This is a genomic window from Clostridium sp. TJA020 (assembly GCF_058310295.1).
This window is the reverse complement of the sequence record NZ_JBZEFC010000003.1, coordinates 19,064-38,278: the sequence shown is the minus strand read 5'-3', so window position 1 is coordinate 38,278 and position 19,215 is coordinate 19,064. Positions and strand designations below refer to the sequence as shown.

The window sequence follows — 19,215 nt, the reverse complement described above, 5'->3', positions numbered from 1 at the left end:
TTGTGCTATAATTAAAACATAACATACCTGAGATGTTCGCCAAGCTTATCGTATTCAACCTACATATGAGATACGGGATTTGCGATATTATTATTGATGTCGGGCTTCAAGCATTTAGCTTCATATTATGACGGAAGATGGCAGAGAGGTAATATGAGCAGAACCCACCTGCGAGGAGCAGGTTTTGAATATATAAGCAAACGGCATGTTGGGGTGCTATATAATTACAGAAATTAATACCTCTTTTGAGGTATTTTTTTTTGTGCTTTTTTAAAATAAATGGAGTATCTTAACTCCATTTATTTTAAAAAAAGTTTTTAAGCTGCTAGTTTATTGAAGGTTTTTACTTTGTAATTTCTTTTGTGGATTTTATAAAGAAGACATTGGTATGTGCTTATATCTTTGTCTAAATTTTGAGAAAGTATGACAATAAGTTTATTAGAAGGATTTATAAATTTTAGTAGTAGATTTAATAAAAACTTTCTGTATTTTATTCTTTTTTTTATCTTTTTTACCGTCATAAACAACACCTCATCTGTAAAATAAATGTATTTATAGTCATATTATAACAGTTATTGGAAATAAGTAAATTAAAATAAAAGTACAAATATTTACAAAAATATATATTAAATATTATAAAAATAGAATAAAATCAGTATAAAATAGATTAATATAAGTGAATAAAATTTAATTTGTCGAAAAATAAAAATAAAATATTTATTAAAATGTAAATAAGTTGTGTAAAACTTTAAATCAATAGTTATTAAAGTTGATTAAACAGTTATTTATAGGTAAAATAAACATAAGTGTAAATAAAAAGTTTTCAAGGAGTGACTAAATTAATGAATACTAAAGATATGAATGTAGATGAAATGAAGATAGATGATGTTATAGAGAAAATAAATGAAATATATAAAAAAAGTAAAGAAGAAGGATTAACAGAAGACGAAAAAGAATTACAACAAAAGTTAAGAAGAAGATATATAGATAGTGTTAAAGCTAATTTTAAGGTTCAACTTAGTGGGATAGAGCCTAAGAAAAAGAAATAAAGGGTGATTGTGATGGCGGTAACTGTTGAAAAGTTAATTAAAGATTTTAATTTGGAGGTTTTAGTAGAAGGCAATCCAGAAGAGGTAATAAGTGTAAGTGATGTAAATAGACCTGGACTTCAGTTATCTGGTTTCTATAATTATTTTACTCCAGAGAGAATACAAATTATTGGAAAAGCTGAGTGGAGCTTCTTAGATGATATGCAAGTTGAACTAAGAAGAAAAAGACTAAAAAAATATTTTAGTTTTAATATGAAATGTGTAATTATAACAAGGGGAATTGAACCACATGAAGAACTTATAAAATATGCACAAAAACAAAATATTTGGGTTTTAAGAAGTAATTTAGTTACAACTAAGTTTATTAGTAAACTTACAGTATATATGTCAGATAAACTTGCACCTGAAACTAGACTACATGGAGTTTTGGTAGACGTTTACGGAATTGGTATACTTATAACTGGTGAAAGTGGAATTGGCAAAAGCGAAGTTGCTCTTGAGCTTATAAAAAGAGGTCATAGATTGGTAACAGATGATGCCGTTGATATAAAAGAAACCGATGGGGAGCTTATAGGATCATCACCAAGGATAACTATAGGAATGCTTGAAGTTAGAGGTATAGGAATTATTGATGTATCAGCATTATATGGCTTAAGTTCAATACTTCAACAAAAGGATATAAAACTTGTAATGCATTTTGAACATTGGAAAAATGATGGAGATTATGATAGACTTGGAACTGACTATGAATATATGGATATTCTTGGTGTTCCTGTTAGAAAACTAACTGTACCAATAAGACCAGGAAGAAATATTGCTGTAATAATTGAAGCAGCGGCTGTAAACTTTAGGTATGCACTTATGTCTAATGAAACACCAGTAGATATAATTGAAAGTAGAATGGGCGAAATTAGTGATTAAGATTAGTATTAAATCTATTTGTTAGATAATAATATTATATAAGCAAGTTAATAAAAAGGGAGGCACTAAAAATGAGCAAAAACGCTTGGGAAAAATACGATGAAAAAGGCATAAAGGAAATTTTTGAATTCAATGAAGGATATAAAGAATTTATGTCAAAATGTAAAACAGAAAGAGAATGTGTTGATGAATCAATAAGAATCGCAAAAGAACATGGATTTAGAGATTTAGAAGATGTAATAAGCTCAAATGAAACTTTAAAACCAGGAGACAAGGTATATGCTAATAATATGGGGAAAACATTAGCATTATTTGTAATAGGAAATGAGAAAATGGAAAAGGGTCTTAAAATACTAGGAGCACATATTGATTCACCTAGATTAGACTTAAAACAAAATCCTTTATATGAAGATACAGACTTAGCATTATTAGATACTCACTATTATGGTGGAATTAAGAAGTACCAATGGGTTACTTTACCACTAGCTTTACATGGTGTTGTAGTGAAAAAAGATGGAACTAAAATAAATGTAATAGTTGGAGAAGAAGAAAATGATCCTGTAGTTGGTATTTCTGATCTTTTAGTTCACCTTTCATCTGATCAAATGACTAAGAAAGGTTCAAATGTAATTGAAGGAGAAGATTTAAATGTATTAGTAGGAAGTATGCCTTTAAAAGGAGAAGAAAAGGATGCTGTTAAAGCTAATATTTTAAAAATACTTAAAGAAAAGTATAATTTTGAAGAGGAAGACTTTTTATCAGCAGAAATAGAAGTTGTTCCAGCAGGAAAAGCTAGAGATTATGGTTTAGATAGAAGTATGATTATGGCTTATGGACATGATGATAGAGTATGTTCATATACATCATTATTAGCATTAACTGAGGTAGAAAAGATAGATAAAACTTGTGTATGTTTACTTGTTGATAAAGAAGAGGTTGGAAGTATTGGAGCAACAGGAATGCAATCAAGATTTTTTGAAAATATAGTTGCTGAAGTTATGGATAGAGTTGGAGATTATTCAGAAATAAAATTAAGAAGATGTTTAACAAATTCAAAAATGTTATCATCAGATGTTAGTGCTGCATTTGATCCAAATTATCCATCAGTTATGGAAAAGAAAAATTCAGCGTATTTTGGAAAAGGAATTGTATTTAATAAATATACAGGAGCTAGAGGAAAATCAGGATGTAATGATGCAAATGCTGAGTATATGGCGGAACTTAGAGCAATTATGGAAAAACATGATGTATCATTCCAAACAGCAGAACTTGGTAAGGTAGATCAAGGTGGCGGTGGAACAATCGCTTATATTTTAGCTCAATATAATATGAATGTAATTGATTGTGGTGTTGCACTTCAAAATATGCATGCTCCATGGGAGATTGCTTCAAAGGTTGATATATTTGAAACTAAAAAAGGATATGTAGCTTTCTTAAAAGAAGCTTAGAATTTAATAAAAGGTACAGGTTATTAAAAATAACTTGTACCTTTTTTATTTTATGAGTTCATTATTTAAAAATTAATCATAAGATATATTAATGAAGTAAAAGATAAAGAATTATTAAAAGGCACCTCTTAATTTAAATAAGAGCATCTATATCTTGAATAAAGAGTAGGTGCTCATTTAATTTAATTAAAATTTAGTGCTTTTAAAAATTTAGATAAATCTTCTTCTGAAAGTTTCATATCACCTATATCACCGTGACGATCGTCATTTATAAAATCCCCATGACAATCAGAACCAGATGTTATTAAAAGATTATTTTTTTTAGCAAAACTTATTAAATATTTTTCTTGTTCTTTTGAATTTAAATAATATATTGCTTCGATTCCATCTAATTTAAATTTTAAAAATTCTTCTAATGGAGTATTTTTAATTAATATAGGATGGGCTAAAACTGTTATGGCATTGAATTTATGAAGTATTTCAATACCTTCTTCTAAAGAAATTTTAGTAGTCGGAATATAAGCAGGTTTATCTTTGCCTATAAAGTTATCAAAAATATAATCTTGAGTATATGGATAACCAGCATCTATTATAGCTCTAGCAATATGAGGTCTCGCTATTATATTTCCTCCTAATTCTGATACTTTATTAAAATCTATATTTATGTCAAATTTTTCTTTAAGTTTTTCTATCATATTTTTTGCTCTTATAATTCTTCTATTTTTAATTTCATTTAATATATTTGATAATTCTTGAGATTTATAACTATCATCTTTAAAAAATCCTAATAGGTGAATACTTTCATTATTATAATTACAAGAAAGCTCTATTCCAGGAATTAGTTTAATATCTTTATCATTAGCTACAGATATTGCTTCAATAATTCCATCTACAGTATCGTGATCAGTTATTGCAAGTATTGAAACATTATTCTTTTTTGCTCTATCGATAACATTTTTTGGACTCAGTATACCGTCAGAAAAATTAGTATGTACATGAAAATCTGTTCTTTTCATAAATTTCAAATCCCTTCAATCTAAAATATTTTTTCATATAAGAAGCTGTGTTATAATTTAAAATAAATATTATAAGTATTGTAGCATAATGATAGTATAAATGTAATAAAAAATATGAAAAATGGTGGTTATAATATGTTGATAATGATAGATAATTATGATTCATTTGTGTATAACTTAGTTAGATATTTTAATGAGTTAAATGAAGAGGTACTTGTTTTTAGAAATGATGAAATAAATGAAGATTTAATTAAAAATTTAAATCCTAATGGTATAGTTATATCACCTGGACCTAAAGCACCAAAAGATGCAGGGGAAGTGCTTAACATAATAGGTAAATTTAAAGGGAATCTTCCTATACTTGGTATATGTTTAGGTCATCAAAGTATAGGAGAGTATTTTGGTGGTGAAATTATAAAAGGAAAAAGACCAATGCATGGAAAAATTTCAAAAATAATTACTGATGGGAAAAATATATTTAAAAATATTCCTAAGGAATTTAATGTTACTAGATATCATTCTCTAGTTGTAAATGAAGAAACTTTACCAGAAGAATTAGAAGTAACAGCAAGAGCTGTAGATGGAGCTATTATGGGAATTAAACATAAACATTATAAAATATATGGTGTTCAATATCATCCAGAAGCAGTTTTAACTGAATACGGATATGAGGTTTTAAATAATTTTATAAAAATATGTAAGGAGGGAAAATAGTTTGGATTTTAAAATTAAAGAAATAAAAACTAATCTTACTCCTTTTGATATATATAATTTATTTAAAGATGAAAAAAATAGTGTGTTTTTAGATAGTTCAAAAGAAGATGAAAATTTATCAAAATATTCTTTTATAGGGTTAAATCCCCTTGAAATATTTGAACCTAAAACTTTTAATGATCCATTTTTAGAATTAGAAAAAAGAATAAATGATAAAAAAATTAATTTTAAAAGTGATATACCACTTATTTGTGGATATATAGGATACATATCTTATGATGCAGGAAGACTTATAGAAAAGTTACCAAACACTTCAAAGGAAGATTTTAATATTCCTAATATGAGATTTATACTTTATAACAATATAATAATTTTTGACTTATTAAATAATAAATGTTTTATAACGGCTATTGAAAATAAAGAAGAATCAATAAATGAAATTGAAGAAAAAATATTAGGTGGAAGTAAAATAGAAGAAAAATCTTTTATGGAAGGTAATAATAAATTTTATTCAAATTTTACTAAAGAACAGTATATAAAAGCTGTGAAAAGAATGAAAGATTATATAGTAGATGGTGATATATATATAGCCAATATGACTCAAAGGTTTTATTGCCATTGTACAAAGGATTCTTTTGATATTTATAGTCATTTAAGAAGTATAAATAAGGCTCCGTTTTCCGCTTATTTAAATTATAATGACTTTCAAATTATAAGTTCATCTCCTGAAAGATTTATACAAATCAAAGACGGAAGAGTAATAACTAGACCTATAAAAGGAACAAGACCTAGGGGAAAAAATAAAAATGAAGATGATTTTTATAGAAAAGAGCTTGAGAATAGTGAAAAGGATAAAGCAGAACTTTTAATGATTGTTGATTTAGAAAGAAATGATTTAAGTAAGGTTTGTGATAAAAATTCTGTAATTGTAAGTGAACTATTTAAAATAGAGGAATATGCTACAGTATTTCATCTTGTTTCAACAATAGAGGGAAATTTAAAATCTGAAAATTCAGCTGTTAAGTGTATAAGAGAAGCTTATCCAGGTGGATCTATAACTGGAGCACCAAAGATAAGAGCAATGGAAATAATAGAAGAACTTGAAGGAATTAAAAGAAATTTATATACGGGAATTATAGGATATTTTGATTTAAGAGGAAATAGTGATTTTAACATAGTAATAAGAACTATATTAAAAAAAGATGATAAGGCTTATTTTGGAGTTGGTGGTGGAATCACCTATGAGTCTAATGAAGAAGATGAGTATGAAGAAACTATTCAAAAAGCTAAGGCTTTAATGAAGGTGCTTAAATGAGAAATATAATAATAGGTGATGGAGATATAAAAATAGATAACGGAATATTTTTTGGTGCTGGAGTATTTGAAACAATCTTAATAAATAATGGAGCAAAATTTTTAGAATTTCATATGAAAAGACTTAAAGAAGCACTTAATGTTTTAAATATAAAAGAAATATCTTTAAAAGAAGAAGAGGTTATATTTGATTATATAAAAAGTTTGAAATGTAATAATAAAGCTTTAAAAATAACAGTTACAGAAAAAAATATAATTATAACATTAAGAAATAATACATATACAGAAGATATGTACAAAAAAGGATTAAGTTTAAAAATATCTAATGTACTTAGAAATTCAACATCTATAATGCCAAAAATAAAATCAGTAAATTATATAGAAAATATAATTGAAAAGAGAAAAGCGATAGAAAATGGTTTTGATGATGCATTATTTTTTAATGAAAAAGGATTTTTATGTGAAACAGCAGTAGCAAATATATTTTGCATTAAAGATAAAAAAATTTATACTCCTAATTTAAAAAATGGTCTTTTAAATGGTACCGTTAGACAATGGATAACTAAAAATTTCAAGGTTTATGAAGAAAACATAAATTTAGAAATGTTAATAGGTATGGATGAAATATTTTTAACTAATAGTTTAGTTGGAATAATAAAAGTTAATAGAATAGATAATTTTAACTTTGATAAAAATAAATTTATAGATATAATAAGTGATAAATACAAAAGTGAAATTTTATAATAATGGGGGCGAAGGTATTTTATGAATAAAGAAAAGATAATTGAAGGGGTAAAACTTATATTAGAAGGTATAGGGGAGGACCCAAATAGAGAGGGATTATTAGAGACACCAGATAGAGTATATAGAATGTATGAGGAAATATTTTCAGGATTAAATAAAGATGGAAAAGAATATTTAGAAAAATCATTTACAGTTGAAAATGATGATTTAGTTATAGAAAAAGATATAGTATTTTATTCAATGTGTGAACATCACTTAGTTCCGTTTTTTGGGAAAGCACATATAGCATATATACCAAATGGTAAAGTTGCAGGGCTTTCAAAACTTGCAAGAACTATTGATATACATTCAAAGAAACCACAGCTTCAAGAAAAACTAACTTCAGAAGTGGCAGATGATATAATGAAATATTTAGATGCTAAAGGTGTTATTGTAATGATTGAAGGCGAGCATACTTGTATGACAATGAGAGGTGTTAAAAAGCCAGGTACTAAAACTATAACAACTTCATATAGAGGAATGTTTAAAGAAGATAGGGCACTTAGAAGCGAAGCTCTTTCACTTATGAAATAGAGGTACTTTAATGGATAAAGTAAATGAGATATTAAGTAATGATTTATTTAAAAAATCTATAAAAGAACTAGAAAAACTGGAAGAAAAAAGAGAATTCTGTAAGCATGATATGGAACATAGTTTAGATGTAGCAAGAATTGCATATATAAAAATACTTGAAGAAAATTTAAATATTTCAAAAGAAATTATATACGCAGTAGCATTATTACATGATATAGGACGAGTTCTTCAATATAAAGAAGGTATACCTCATCATGAAGGAAGTGTAATAATAAGTAGAGAAATATTAAAAGATACATCATTTAGCGAAGAAGAAAAAAATATTATAATTGACGCTATAAAAGAACATAGAGAAGATTTAGCAAAAAGTGATTTTCAAAAAATAATACAAATAAGTGATAAGTTATCTAGAAACTGTTATAATTGCAAAGCTTATAATAAATGTTATTGGAATTATGAAAAGAAGAATCATATTATAAAATATTAAGACTTAGGAGTGATATAAATTGAGGCTTGGAAATAGAGAGTTTAATTTAGGTGAAAGAACATATATTATAGGAATATTAAATGTTACTCCGGATTCTTTTTCTGATGGAGGAAAATTTAATAGTATAGAAGCTGCACTTAAGCAAACAGAAAAATTAATAAATGATGGTGCAGATATTATAGATATTGGTGGAGAATCAACAAGACCTGATGCAAAATTTGTTGGTGTAGAAGAAGAGATAAAAAGAGTTGTTCCTGTAATAAAGGCAATAAAAGAAAAATTTGATATTCCAATATCAATAGATACATATAAAAGTGAAACAGCAGAAGCTGCAATAAAAGCTGGTGCAGATATAATAAATGATGTATGGGGATTTAAAAGAGATAAAAACATGGCAAATGTTGCAGTTAAATATGATGTCCCTTGTATTTTAATGCATAATAGAGAAAATACAAATTACAAAAATATAATGAAAGATATGATAGAAGATTTAAATGAAAGTATAGAAATTGCAAAAAGTGCTGGTGTTAAGGATGAAAAAATAATATTAGATCCAGGTATAGGCTTTGCAAAAACTTTAGAAGATAATTTAGTAGTTATGAATAATTTAGAAAAAATAAAAGATATGGGATATCCAGTTCTTTTAGCAACATCAAGAAAATCTATGATAGGATTAACTTTAAATTTGCCTAAGGATCAAAGGGTTGAGGGAACTATTGCTACAACTGTAATTGGTATTATGAAAGGATGCGAGTTTATTAGGGTTCATGATGTATTAGAAAATAAAAGAGCTTGCATAATGACTGATGCTATAGTTAAGGCAAAATAGAAAAGAGGAATTTATATGGATAAAATATACTTGAAGGATGTAGAGATATTTGCAAATCATGGAGTATTTGAAGAAGAAAAAAGATTAGGGCAAAAATTTATATTTGATATAGAACTTGAATTAGATCTTTCTGTAGCAGGAAAAACAGGAGATTTAAATTCTTCAGTTCATTATGGAGAACTTGTTTATGAAATTGAGAAAATAGTTTCAGAAAAAAGTTATGATTTAATAGAAACTGTTGGAGAAAAGGTTTGTGAACATATATTATTAAAATATAGAATGATTAAAAATGCAAAGGTTAAGGTTAAAAAACCTTGGGCACCTATTGGTAGACATTTAAGCTATGCAGCTATTGAAATTAATAGAGGATGGCACGAGGCTTATATTTCAATTGGAAGTAATATAGGTGATAAAGAAAAAAATTTAATAGAAGCAATTAATAATTTAGAAGATATAAAAGGAATTATTATAGATAAAGTTTCAAGTTTTATAAAAACTGAGCCATGGGGACTTAAAGAGCAAGATGAATTTTTAAATGGAGCTATTAAAATAAAAACTGTACTTTCTCCAAGAGAACTTATGGAAGTATTATTAAATATAGAAAAGACTATGAAAAGAGAGAGAATAGTTAAATGGGGACCAAGAATAATAGATTTAGATATTATTTTTTATGACGATTTAGTAACTGATGATGAATATATAACAATTCCACATCCAAGAATGGAAGATAGAGAATTTGTTCTTAAACCTCTTTTAGAAATAGCACCAAATAAAGTTCATCCATTAACTAAAAAAAGAATATTTAAAATGATTGAAGAATTATAAAAATAAGATGCAATGAGGTAACTCTTTGCATCTTATTTTTTATTTTGAATATATGAGCAAAAATCATATAAATTATAATGAATTGGAAGGTTATCCATGCTAATTATATCTTCACTGATTCTACCATCAAATGGATATAACTTAGCAAAAGTTTTATTATATATTTTAAAAATGTATTTATTTTCTCCTTCATTAGAATCGTCAAAATTAATTATTAATTTAAATTTTTCTTTTGATTTAAAATCATCAGTTTCTTCTTCTAGGAAGTTACTATTATCTAAAGAATCAATAAAATTTTTAAGAACTATAGTATCCTCTTCATCTACTGAAAAATATTTATAAATATTTGTATCAAAAACTTGTAAAGTATATTTTTCTCCATTAGATAGTTTTTCTTTTATTTGATTATAATAATAATTTTTACTTTCATTTTCTTCAAAATGAAAATACCTTGGAGAAAAATTATAAGTACAACCTTGTAATAGTAGTAAACTTAAAAACAATAACATAAATTTAAAAGGTTTTAACAAAAAAATACCTCCTTATCTTTATAAATAAGTTTGAAATTATATTCTTTAATAACTTATTCTAATCTATGTAAATTTAGAACATTTTATAATTTACTGAATATAATATAATAAATTTTAATCCTTGGAGGTATTTTTATGAAAGTTGGTATAGATATAGATAATGTTGATATTTCCAGGGCAGTAATTAATGAACTAAAAAACGAAGGATATTATGTAGTAAATATGTCTTTAGATAAGTGTGAATCTATAGGTCAAGAAGTTTTTAAAAAAGCTATATTAGCAAACTCAGCAAAATTAGATTTTTTTTTATTAATTAAAACTCAAAGTAATCAAAATAATATTCATGTTTATTATAAAAATAATACTTTGTCAAAATATTTTTCAATTAAATTTATAAAATTATTAAATAAATTTGGTATTAACAATTTAAGAATTAATAAAGGTGAAGAGTTTTATTTAATAAAAAATATAAAGGCTCCTACTGTAATTATAAAGTTAAATACAGATAATAAAAAAATACAAAAAGATGAATTAATAAAAAGTATACTTTATTGCATAGAATGCATAAAAGATAAATATTTTTAATATTAACTTTAAATATGTTTTAAGTGAATGTTGATTTTAATATGAGCTATAAATTATTTAATTTTGAAAGTATTATATTAAAATCAACACTAGTTTAAAACATAAATGAAAAATGAAACAGTATAAAAAGAGAAAAAAATATATCTAATATTTTGGGGGAAGTATATGAGAATAATAGCAACTTTAGGTCCAAGTATAAAGGAAGCATGGGTAATAAAAGAAATTATAGAAAGCGGAATAAATACATTTAGATTTAACTTTTCTCATGGTTCAATAAATGATTTTAATGAAAAATATAAGATTATAAAAAATATAGATGATAAGGTAGAAATAATGGTAGATTTGCCTGGAAGTAAAATAAGGATTTCAGATAGTTTACCATATATATATAAAATTTATAACGGAGAAGAATTAATATTTTGTGGAGAAGATACATATGTAAATGAAGGATACTCTATAAAAAGAGGAAAAAGAAGGATTATTCCATTAAATATAAACAATGAGTTTCTTATAAATAAGAATATTAATTGTATTTCAATGAAAGATGGAACTATGAAATTTAAAATATTAAATATAGATAATTCAGGGGTTCATGTTAAAGTTAAACGTGGTGGTATAGTAAGAGCGGGTAAGGGTTGTAATATTAAAAATCTTAATAGAGAAAATATTGGTTTAACTGATAAAGATAAAATAGCAATTAACTGGGCAATAGAAAATTCAGTGGATATAATAAGTCAATCTTTTGTTGAAAATATAACTGATGTAATGAATATTAAAAATTATATAAATGAGTTAAATATAGATAATAAAATAAAGTTATTTTCAAAGTTAGAAACACCAAAAGGTATAGATAATTGTGTTAATATTTCAAAAGTGGTTAATGGAATAATAATTGGTAGAGGTGATTTAGTTCCAGAAAGTGGCCTTATAGAAGTACCAATATATCAAGATAAAGTATTTAAGTTATTAAAAGATTATAATGGTGAACTTATAATAGGAACACATATATTAAATAGTATGAAACAAGGAAAGTCATCTGAACTTGCAGAAGTAGATTGTTTATATAATTTAATGAAAAATGGAGCTAATGGATTTTTATTATCTGGTGAAACATCAGTAGGAAAAGCACCGATAAAGACAGTTAAATTTTTATTGGAAATTTTAGAAAGGTATAAAAGGAATTTTAATTATGAGTAAAAGTGAAAAAGGTGGCAATAATATTAATACAAAACTACTTCAAGGGGCCTGGATTATACTTGGTGCAGGCATGTTATTTTTAATTTATACAGTCATAAAAAAATTAATTTAATTTTTTAAGCTTCTCTTTTAAAGGGGAGTATTTTTTTATTAAAACTAAAATTATATAAGTAATATTAATAAATATAATTTAAATAATATAAAAATTATAAAAACTTTTAAAAAATAAATCACCATTTGCTAATGATTTATATATAATTAAAATAATTGTTAAATTATTTGGGGGATTATATATGAAGAAAGAAATATCGTCAGCTAAGGGGTTTATTATATTATCCTTTGCAGGAATATTTGCGAAAATTTTAGCAGTATTCAATACTCCTTTATTAAGCAGAATTATTGGAGTACAAGGAATGGGAATGTATTCTAGAAGTTATGATGTATTTATGTTTGTTTATGCTATTACAAGTATGGGATGTCAGCCGGCAGTTGCAAAGGTTGTAGCAGAGTTTATGGCTATAGATAATAAAAATGCTGTAGAGACAACATTAAAAATTTCAAGGTTAGTTTACGGTTTTATAGGTTTAAGTCTTATGATTTTACTTATATCTTTAACTTATCCTATAACTGAATTTGGGAATATAGTAAATTCAAGATATGCCATAATGTTTTTAGCTCCAAGTATATTTTTTACATCTATATTATCTGCATATAGAGGTTACTTTCAAGGGAAAAATGAAATGTCATCTATTGCTATTTCACAAATGATAGAGCAAATTTTAAATGTAGTTATAAGTTTGTTATGTGCATATATTTTATCAAAATTAAGTTTGCAAATGGGAGCAGCTGGAGGAACTATTGGAACTTCTGTTGGGGCTTTGATTTCTATTTTCTATTTGGTTTATTTTTATAATAAAAATAAAGAAGATGAAAGGCTTTTTAGACAAAGTAAAGAACAAAAGGAAGTTACATCAAAAATTATATTAAGAAAATTATTTAGTTATGCATTTCCTATAACATTAAGTGCTGGTATACAGAATTTAGGTAGTTTAATTGATATGATTAATGTAGGGAGGAGACTTATATATGCTGGATTTACAAATGCTCAATCTGACGCTTTGTATGGATCACTAAGTTATTATAAAACTTTAATTGGTGTACCTCTTATAATAGTTACAGCACTTACTACGATTGTATTACCACAGGTATCAAAAGCGTTTGCATTAAGAGATAAAAAATTAATAATAAATATTATTAATTTTTCATTTAGATTAGTTCTTTTATTAATTATACCATCAGCTGTTGGATTAGCTATATTACATAAAGATATTTATGAAATATTATTTAAAGGAGACAATCATTCTTATATAATGCTTTATGGTTCATTTATATTAGTATTTATATCTATTGCTCAACTCCAAAGTGTGATACTTCAAGGAATAAGTAAATTTTATTTAATGATTTTGTCTTTTGCTACAGGAATAGTATTAAAGATTATAGCAAACTATATTTTTGTTGGAATTACATCAATAAATATTTTAGGGGTTTTAATAGGAAATTTTCTATGTTTCTTTATTCCAGTAATTATAAATAATAAGATAATTTATAAAAGTATAAATTATAAAGTTCCTCTAATTAAAATGTGTGTTAAACCTACAGGAGCATCAATTGTTATGGCAATTACAATAATGGTATTAAAAGAGACTATTAAGATGTTAGAAAAAGTATTTATAGTATATAATTTTGAATTTATTATTTTATATACAATAATACTAGTTTGTGTAGGATTTTTTATATATATTTTTTTTATGGTATCAATAGGAGGCATAAAAAAATCAGATTTAGTATTTATTCCAAGTAGATTTTATAAATTTATACCTAATTTTATTATAAAAAAATTAAAATAAAAATAAGCCAAATTATTTTGGCTTATTTTTAATCATTTAATACATTCCAACCTATTGAAGCAACACCGTGTTCTAAACTTAAAACACCTATAATTCGCTCCATTATCATATCACTTTTTGACATACTCATAATTTCAGCTTTAACTCTGACCTTGCTTTCATTTTCAATTTCTATGCTTTCAAGTTTTTTTAGAAATATTTTTTCTTCGTTAACCATTTGCATAAGTAATGATCTAATGTTAAATTCTTCGCTTTCAAGACATTTTATACTTATACCATACAAGTATTCACCATCATTATTAGAAGATTTTACATGATACATTTTTTTAGCAATTGGTCTTAAAATTATATTTAATAAAACTATTACGATTGCTGATATAATAGCATATATTAAATTACCTGTGCTTGTAAGAATACCAACTGCCGCTGTACACCAAAGTGTTGCTGCTGTATTTAATCCTCTAATATTAAAGCCATCTCTTAAAATAACTCCTCCACCTAAAAAACCAACTCCAGTTACAACCTGTCCAGCAATACGATGATTATCAACACCAACTGCAATATAAGAATACATTACAAATAGGCAAGCGCCAACACATACTAATACATTTGTTCTTATACCTCCAGCAATAGTTTGCCTATATTGTCTTTCTAATCCTATAATAAAACCTAAAACTATAGCTACTAATATTCTTATTGTAAAGTCTAAAACTGTCATGTAACCACTCCTTGAAATATAAAATAAATTAATAAATATTAAAATAAATAATTATATAATCAATTTACCATAAAACAATAGGTGGTTTAATAAATTTTAAAAAAATATAAAAATTTATTTTAGTAATTAAAATCGATTTTTATATTTTTTTATAGAAGATACAACAGGTAATGAAATTGCAATAGCAATTCCAGCTGAAACGAATCCATTTAGTGTTAGTGCAATGAATGTAGAATTAGCTGCAAATTCACTTATTCCAAGAACTCTAATATATTCATAAAAATATAGTATATATATTGCGGAAAGAACACCTATAGTATTAGTAAAAGATCCTATAAATGTTGCTATAATTATTTTTAAAGAGCTTTTTTTTATGAATTTTAATAACTTTATAGTTAACCAAGGAGTTATTCCAATTAATATTCTTGGTAATACTGAGACTAATGGATTTAAGAATATAAAAGAAACTGGTGTAGGAGATTTTATAGCTTGAAACATGCTAGTTAATCCAAATATAAGACCTAAAAAGCCACCTATTATTGGGCCTTCTAAAATAGAACCTATTATAACAGGTATATGCATTATTGTAGTATGAAATGGTGGTATAGGTATAGGGATATAACCTAGACCTGTAATACCAAACATTATTAGTAATGATGATAACATACCGGTAATTGTAATTTTTCTCGCTTTAAATTTTTTTCTTTCTTGTGATTTTTCCAAAATGTTCATCCTCCATTCTTATTCCTTATAGGATATAAGTTGAATTTTATTAAGTTAGTAAGAAATAAAAATTAAACATTATTAAGTTTAGTTACAATAAAAGTATACTAACTAAATTTAACTTTTATTTACAAGGAAAATTATATAATGTATTACTTATTATTACAATAAAATATTGTTAAAAAATAATCAAACTATTTTGTGAATTTAAGGTTAAGTTAGAAATAATCTAATATTAGGTAAATGTAAAATAAATATGAACTGTATGAAAAAATATATTTGAATTAATAAAAGTCATACTGTATACTGAAGGTTGTTTTAAAAATGAGCATTATTTTATATAAAGCAAATTTAATAAATAATTGATTATATAACAGGGGGATAAAAGATGAAAAAAGGATATAAGATATCAATAGGTGTGATTATTGTTTTTATAATTTTAGGAATAGCATCTTATTTATTTTATAATAATTTAAGTGCAAGTAATGCATTTAAAGAGGGAACAGAATTTATTGATGAAGGAAAGTATGATAAAGCTTTAGAAAAATTTAATTTAGCATTGAATTATAAATCAAATTATAAGAAAGTTTTAGAAGAAAAAGAAATGATAGAAGAATATTTGTGTTCTAAAAAATTATTTAATGAAGAAAAAATAAAGGAAGCTAATGAAGAAATAAATAAAGTTAATAACAATTACAAGGAAATTAATAATTTTAAAGATGATGTTGATAAATTAAAAGTTGAAATAAATCATTCAATAGAAAATATGAATAATATAAATAAAATTAAAGAATTAATAAATAAACAAGATTTTAATAATGCTAAGAGTTTGATTAATAATATAGAAAAAGAAAGTTTAAGTAAAAATCAAAAAAATCAAGTTAAAGATTTAAAAGTAAAAGTTGATTCAGAATTAAATAAAATACAGAATGAAAAAAGAAAAATAGAGGAAGAAAGAAAAAAGCAAGAGGAAGTAAAAAAAGAGAAAGAAGTAAAAAATGAAGAAAACATAAATAAACAAAAAAATAATAATATCCATAATAAGGTTATAAAAAATAAAGAAAATAATGAATCAGAAAAAGCTAATAGTAAAGACAGAGCTATTAGTTTAGTTAAGAAATTAACTTCAGGATATACTAATTTAGATTATAATGGAATGATAAATATAGATAATAGAATATATCATGAAGTTGTAGCTAGTGGTGAGGGGTATGGAAGAGCTACATATCTTGTACCAGTAGAAAAAACTAATGAAGTCTATGTTGTTGTAAGAGGTGATGGAGGCAAACCAGATTTATATTTAGCAAGTTATTAGTAAAAGTTGGTTTATTACAGAAAAATAGTTTATAATTTATTAAATAAGTAGTATAAGTTATAATTATGATTTTATTAATTATAATAAATTATAACAATAAAAATTAGAGTAAATACAATATGTATTTACTCTTTTTAACTATTTTCTAAAATTTCTTTAAAAACTTTATTATGCTCAGTATCTTTACTTAGTGCTTGAATAATCTTTATTATATGATGTTCTGTTAATAATTCTTTAGAATATGTACATGAACATAAAATATAAGCTTTAATTATTCTATAAGTATTTATAACAACTTTTATGCTAGCACCTAAATTCATTCCTTTATTAAAAGGTATTATATCTTTAAAAATTTGATTTACTAAGTAATTTTCAAAAATGTAGTTATAATTATCTAGGTTAATTTTATTTAAATTTATATTTTTAAAATCTTTCTCTATTTTTAATATGTCTTTTCTTAATTTTTGTAAAAAAGATTTTATCTTAACACCAATAACATTATTAAATAAATTATCACTTAAAATTAAATTATAAAAATCAGTATTTTCATTAAAGTTACTTTCTTTTAGTGAATTAAAATTAAAATTTTCATCATTTAAATTTTCTAGAAATATTTCTATATTATAAAAATCATTATTATCTCTTAATTTTTCAAGATTAGAATAAAAGTTTTTAAGAATAGAAAGTCTTTCTTCAATATTAAAGTTTCTATTTTGCATAATATTTATAGATATAACCCTTATATCCCAAAAATATTGTAGTAGACTATCACTTCCAATAAAAGCTTCGCTATCTATCATTCTTCGTATTTCAATAGAATTTTCATCTATAATTTCAGATGTTTCTATAAATTCCATTTTATCTTTATTTAGAAATGCTTTTTTGCAAACTTCTTCACAAGAAGGAATTCCACTTTTTTCATATATATTATCGATAATATTAAATACTCTAGGATATCTTCTACAAGTTATTGATAAATTTTCTTCACCACAATTTCCGTGAATATCACATAGCATACTATCATTTAAAAAGGGACATTTATTTGTATTTTCTATAACCATAAATCCATAATTAAATGAATCATTACTTTTTTTATTTTGTATATATTTATCCTTAACTAAAAGTTTAAGTTTATCCTTGCTATTTTCATATTTGTTAAAGGTATATTCATCTATGTTTATATCCCAACCAGCACAGCAAGTATCAGTACAGTTTGGACCTATACATTTAAAGTTAGCCATATATTTTGGCATAAAGAAATTTAACTTCAAAACTAACACCATCTTTCTTAGATAAAAATATAATTTATTTAAGTATTGTAATTATGTATCAAATTATATTTTCTAATTAGTTATTAGTTTTGACTAAATTTAATATAAGATTACAGGTTCTCTTTTAAATATTTTATATTATCATCTTTATCTTTAGTTTGTTTTAAGACATACTTTAATATTTTAGCATTTATTTTTATAAAATAATATAATAATATTTAATAAAATAAGAATTATGTTTGTTGTAACTTATTTATATAGATGTATAATTTATTATAAAGGTAAAGCATTAAAATAAATTATTTGATTGACTATAAATTTTTTATAGATTATAGACATTAAAATTATAAAATATTTAATATTAATGTAAGTATTAAATGAGATAATGATATAAAAGGAGGTAGTATGAATAAAAAAAGAAGACAAATGCAAATAAGACGTAGAATAACATCATTGACAATACTTGTTTTACTATTATTTTTCGGGACAAAGCTTGCATTTTCTATAAAAGATAGGGTAGAGAAATTACAATATCCTTATAAGTATGAATCTATAGTAAATAAGTATAGTAAAAAATATAATTTAAACCCATTATTTGTTTTATCAGTCATTAAAGTTGAAAGTAATTTTGAAGAAAAGGCAAAGTCATCTGTAGGAGCTATTGGCTTAATGCAAATAACAGAAGAGACTGGAAAGGAAATTGCAAATAAAATAGGATATAGAAATTTTATGGTAAATGATTTATATAATCCAGAAATTAATATAGAATTTGGGTGTTTTTATTTAAAAGATTTATTTAAGGAGTTTAATGATAGGGATTTAGTTATTGCAGCATACAATGGAGGAAGAGGGAACGTTAACAATTGGCTGAGAGATCAAAAATATTCAAAAGATGGAGATAATCTTCATAATATACCTTTCCCTGAAACTAGAGAGTATGTTGAAAAAGTAAATAAGGCATATAAAATGTACAAAAAGATTTATGGTAATGAAGAAAAATAATATATTGAAGCAAGTATTGAAAGTCAGTAATGACTTTCTTTTTTTAT

General features: G+C 24.5%; 20 protein-coding genes and 1 other RNA gene. 16 read left to right on the top strand and 5 right to left on the bottom strand.

The window, feature by feature from the left end; all coding sequences use genetic code 11:
* The first annotated feature begins 21 nt into the window (after positions 1 to 21).
* The 4 genes from ssrS (at position 22) to AC4FQ1_RS06135 (ending at position 3,418) form a co-directional block, all read left to right on the top strand.
* A non-coding RNA gene (ssrS, locus tag AC4FQ1_RS06150) (6S RNA) lies at positions 22 to 218 on the top strand.
* 639 nt (positions 219 to 857) lie between these two features.
* Positions 858 to 1,049, top strand: a complete 192-nt coding sequence (locus AC4FQ1_RS06145; protein WP_491148163.1) for a DUF896 domain-containing protein — start codon at positions 858 to 860, stop codon at positions 1,047 to 1,049.
* A 12-nt stretch (positions 1,050 to 1,061) separates the two neighbouring features.
* Positions 1,062 to 1,970: an HPr(Ser) kinase/phosphatase gene (gene hprK / locus AC4FQ1_RS06140; protein WP_303129385.1), complete on the top strand. Its 909-nt coding sequence runs from the start codon at positions 1,062 to 1,064 to the stop codon at positions 1,968 to 1,970.
* A 71-nt stretch (positions 1,971 to 2,041) separates the two neighbouring features.
* Positions 2,042 to 3,418 carry an aminopeptidase gene (locus tag AC4FQ1_RS06135; protein ID WP_491169240.1) on the top strand — a complete coding sequence of 459 codons (1,377 nt, stop codon included), beginning with the start codon at positions 2,042 to 2,044 and terminating at the stop codon, positions 3,416 to 3,418.
* Positions 3,419 to 3,600: 182 nt separating this feature from the next.
* On the opposite strand, the gene AC4FQ1_RS06130 is transcribed toward AC4FQ1_RS06135, so the two are convergent.
* Positions 3,601 to 4,434: a PHP domain-containing protein gene (locus AC4FQ1_RS06130; protein WP_491169239.1), complete on the bottom strand. Its 834-nt coding sequence runs from the start codon at positions 4,432 to 4,434 to the stop codon at positions 3,601 to 3,603.
* A 135-nt stretch (positions 4,435 to 4,569) separates the two neighbouring features.
* On the opposite strand from AC4FQ1_RS06130, the gene AC4FQ1_RS06125 reads away from it, so the two are divergent.
* From AC4FQ1_RS06125 to folK, 7 genes are read left to right on the top strand one after another with little or no spacing between them, the layout of a single operon-like run.
* Complete coding sequence (locus AC4FQ1_RS06125; RefSeq protein WP_491169238.1) at positions 4,570 to 5,148, top strand: anthranilate synthase component II; 579 nt, start codon at positions 4,570 to 4,572, stop codon at positions 5,146 to 5,148.
* 1 nt (position 5,149) lies between these two features.
* Positions 5,150 to 6,463, top strand: a complete 1,314-nt coding sequence (pabB, locus tag AC4FQ1_RS06120; RefSeq protein WP_491169237.1) for an aminodeoxychorismate synthase component I — start codon at positions 5,150 to 5,152, stop codon at positions 6,461 to 6,463.
* Positions 6,460 to 7,206 (top strand): aminotransferase class IV, encoded by a 747-nt coding sequence (locus AC4FQ1_RS06115; RefSeq protein ID WP_491169236.1) that lies wholly within the window; start codon positions 6,460 to 6,462, stop codon positions 7,204 to 7,206. The genes pabB and AC4FQ1_RS06115 overlap by 4 nt, the downstream gene beginning before the upstream one ends.
* A gap of 21 nt (positions 7,207 to 7,227) precedes the next feature.
* The gene (folE, locus tag AC4FQ1_RS06110) at positions 7,228 to 7,779 is read left to right on the top strand and encodes a GTP cyclohydrolase I FolE (RefSeq protein WP_303129346.1); all 552 of its coding nucleotides are present in this window, start codon (positions 7,228 to 7,230) and stop codon (positions 7,777 to 7,779) included.
* A 10-nt stretch (positions 7,780 to 7,789) separates the two neighbouring features.
* Positions 7,790 to 8,266, top strand: a complete 477-nt coding sequence (locus AC4FQ1_RS06105) for an HD domain-containing protein (RefSeq protein WP_491169235.1) — start codon at positions 7,790 to 7,792, stop codon at positions 8,264 to 8,266.
* A gap of 19 nt (positions 8,267 to 8,285) precedes the next feature.
* Positions 8,286 to 9,095, top strand: coding sequence for a dihydropteroate synthase (gene folP / locus AC4FQ1_RS06100; protein ID WP_491169234.1), 810 nt, complete (start codon positions 8,286 to 8,288; stop codon positions 9,093 to 9,095).
* Positions 9,096 to 9,110: 15 nt separating this feature from the next.
* A complete protein-coding gene (folK, locus tag AC4FQ1_RS06095; RefSeq protein WP_491169233.1) occupies positions 9,111 to 9,920 on the top strand; it encodes a 2-amino-4-hydroxy-6-hydroxymethyldihydropteridine diphosphokinase in 810 nt (269 codons plus the stop codon).
* A gap of 32 nt (positions 9,921 to 9,952) precedes the next feature.
* Here the strand turns inward: folK and AC4FQ1_RS06090 are convergent, their stop codons facing one another.
* Positions 9,953 to 10,450: a DUF4883 family protein gene (locus AC4FQ1_RS06090; protein ID WP_491169232.1), complete on the bottom strand. Its 498-nt coding sequence runs from the start codon at positions 10,448 to 10,450 to the stop codon at positions 9,953 to 9,955.
* 135 nt (positions 10,451 to 10,585) lie between these two features.
* Between AC4FQ1_RS06090 and AC4FQ1_RS06085 the strand changes: the two genes are divergently transcribed.
* The 3 genes from AC4FQ1_RS06085 to AC4FQ1_RS06075 all read left to right on the top strand — a co-directional run bounded on the left by AC4FQ1_RS06085 (position 10,586) and on the right by AC4FQ1_RS06075 (position 14,139).
* The gene (locus tag AC4FQ1_RS06085) at positions 10,586 to 11,035 is read left to right on the top strand and encodes an N-acetylmuramoyl-L-alanine amidase CwlD (protein ID WP_491169231.1); all 450 of its coding nucleotides are present in this window, start codon (positions 10,586 to 10,588) and stop codon (positions 11,033 to 11,035) included.
* Positions 11,036 to 11,200: 165 nt separating this feature from the next.
* Positions 11,201 to 12,232: a pyruvate kinase gene (locus tag AC4FQ1_RS06080; protein ID WP_491169230.1), complete on the top strand. Its 1,032-nt coding sequence runs from the start codon at positions 11,201 to 11,203 to the stop codon at positions 12,230 to 12,232.
* Between the two features lie 293 nt (positions 12,233 to 12,525).
* Positions 12,526 to 14,139 carry a putative polysaccharide biosynthesis protein gene (locus tag AC4FQ1_RS06075; protein ID WP_491169229.1) on the top strand — a complete coding sequence of 538 codons (1,614 nt, stop codon included), beginning with the start codon at positions 12,526 to 12,528 and terminating at the stop codon, positions 14,137 to 14,139.
* A 28-nt stretch (positions 14,140 to 14,167) separates the two neighbouring features.
* On the opposite strand, the gene AC4FQ1_RS06070 is transcribed toward AC4FQ1_RS06075, so the two are convergent.
* Both AC4FQ1_RS06070 and AC4FQ1_RS06065 read right to left on the bottom strand, forming a co-directional pair.
* Positions 14,168 to 14,857 carry an MgtC/SapB family protein gene (locus AC4FQ1_RS06070; RefSeq protein ID WP_303129358.1) on the bottom strand — a complete coding sequence of 230 codons (690 nt, stop codon included), beginning with the start codon at positions 14,855 to 14,857 and terminating at the stop codon, positions 14,168 to 14,170.
* Positions 14,858 to 14,983: 126 nt separating this feature from the next.
* Positions 14,984 to 15,589 (bottom strand): ECF transporter S component, encoded by a 606-nt coding sequence (locus AC4FQ1_RS06065; RefSeq protein WP_491169228.1) that lies wholly within the window; start codon positions 15,587 to 15,589, stop codon positions 14,984 to 14,986.
* 379 nt (positions 15,590 to 15,968) lie between these two features.
* Here AC4FQ1_RS06065 and AC4FQ1_RS06060 point away from each other — a divergent pair, with 379 nt between their 5' ends.
* A complete protein-coding gene (locus tag AC4FQ1_RS06060; RefSeq protein WP_491169227.1) occupies positions 15,969 to 16,895 on the top strand; it encodes a hypothetical protein in 927 nt (308 codons plus the stop codon).
* A gap of 134 nt (positions 16,896 to 17,029) precedes the next feature.
* Here the strand turns inward: AC4FQ1_RS06060 and fliB are convergent, their stop codons facing one another.
* The gene (gene fliB / locus AC4FQ1_RS06055; RefSeq protein ID WP_491169226.1) at positions 17,030 to 18,166 is read right to left on the bottom strand and encodes a flagellin lysine-N-methylase; all 1,137 of its coding nucleotides are present in this window, start codon (positions 18,164 to 18,166) and stop codon (positions 17,030 to 17,032) included.
* A gap of 405 nt (positions 18,167 to 18,571) precedes the next feature.
* Here fliB and AC4FQ1_RS06050 point away from each other — a divergent pair, with 405 nt between their 5' ends.
* Positions 18,572 to 19,168, top strand: a complete 597-nt coding sequence (locus AC4FQ1_RS06050) for a lytic transglycosylase domain-containing protein (protein WP_491169225.1) — start codon at positions 18,572 to 18,574, stop codon at positions 19,166 to 19,168.
* The last annotated feature ends 47 nt before the right edge of the window (positions 19,169 to 19,215 follow it).

Coding starts and splice junctions, on each gene's coding strand:
- AC4FQ1_RS06145 (WP_491148163.1), top strand. CDS start 858: ATGAATGTAGATGAAATGAAGATAGATGATGTTATAGAGAAAATAAAT.
- hprK (WP_303129385.1), top strand. CDS start 1,062: ATGGCGGTAACTGTTGAAAAGTTAATTAAAGATTTTAATTTGGAGGTT.
- AC4FQ1_RS06135 (WP_491169240.1), top strand. CDS start 2,042: ATGAGCAAAAACGCTTGGGAAAAATACGATGAAAAAGGCATAAAGGAA.
- AC4FQ1_RS06130 (WP_491169239.1), bottom strand. CDS start 4,434: ATGAAAAGAACAGATTTTCATGTACATACTAATTTTTCTGACGGTATA.
- AC4FQ1_RS06125 (WP_491169238.1), top strand. CDS start 4,570: ATGTTGATAATGATAGATAATTATGATTCATTTGTGTATAACTTAGTT.
- AC4FQ1_RS06115 (WP_491169236.1), top strand. CDS start 6,460: ATGAGAAATATAATAATAGGTGATGGAGATATAAAAATAGATAACGGA.
- folE (WP_303129346.1), top strand. CDS start 7,228: ATGAATAAAGAAAAGATAATTGAAGGGGTAAAACTTATATTAGAAGGT.
- AC4FQ1_RS06105 (WP_491169235.1), top strand. CDS start 7,790: ATGGATAAAGTAAATGAGATATTAAGTAATGATTTATTTAAAAAATCT.
- folK (WP_491169233.1), top strand. CDS start 9,111: ATGGATAAAATATACTTGAAGGATGTAGAGATATTTGCAAATCATGGA.
- AC4FQ1_RS06085 (WP_491169231.1), top strand. CDS start 10,586: ATGAAAGTTGGTATAGATATAGATAATGTTGATATTTCCAGGGCAGTA.
- AC4FQ1_RS06080 (WP_491169230.1), top strand. CDS start 11,201: ATGAGAATAATAGCAACTTTAGGTCCAAGTATAAAGGAAGCATGGGTA.
- AC4FQ1_RS06075 (WP_491169229.1), top strand. CDS start 12,526: ATGAAGAAAGAAATATCGTCAGCTAAGGGGTTTATTATATTATCCTTT.
- AC4FQ1_RS06070 (WP_303129358.1), bottom strand. CDS start 14,857: ATGACAGTTTTAGACTTTACAATAAGAATATTAGTAGCTATAGTTTTA.
- AC4FQ1_RS06065 (WP_491169228.1), bottom strand. CDS start 15,589: ATGAACATTTTGGAAAAATCACAAGAAAGAAAAAAATTTAAAGCGAGA.
- AC4FQ1_RS06060 (WP_491169227.1), top strand. CDS start 15,969: ATGAAAAAAGGATATAAGATATCAATAGGTGTGATTATTGTTTTTATA.
- AC4FQ1_RS06050 (WP_491169225.1), top strand. CDS start 18,572: ATGAATAAAAAAAGAAGACAAATGCAAATAAGACGTAGAATAACATCA.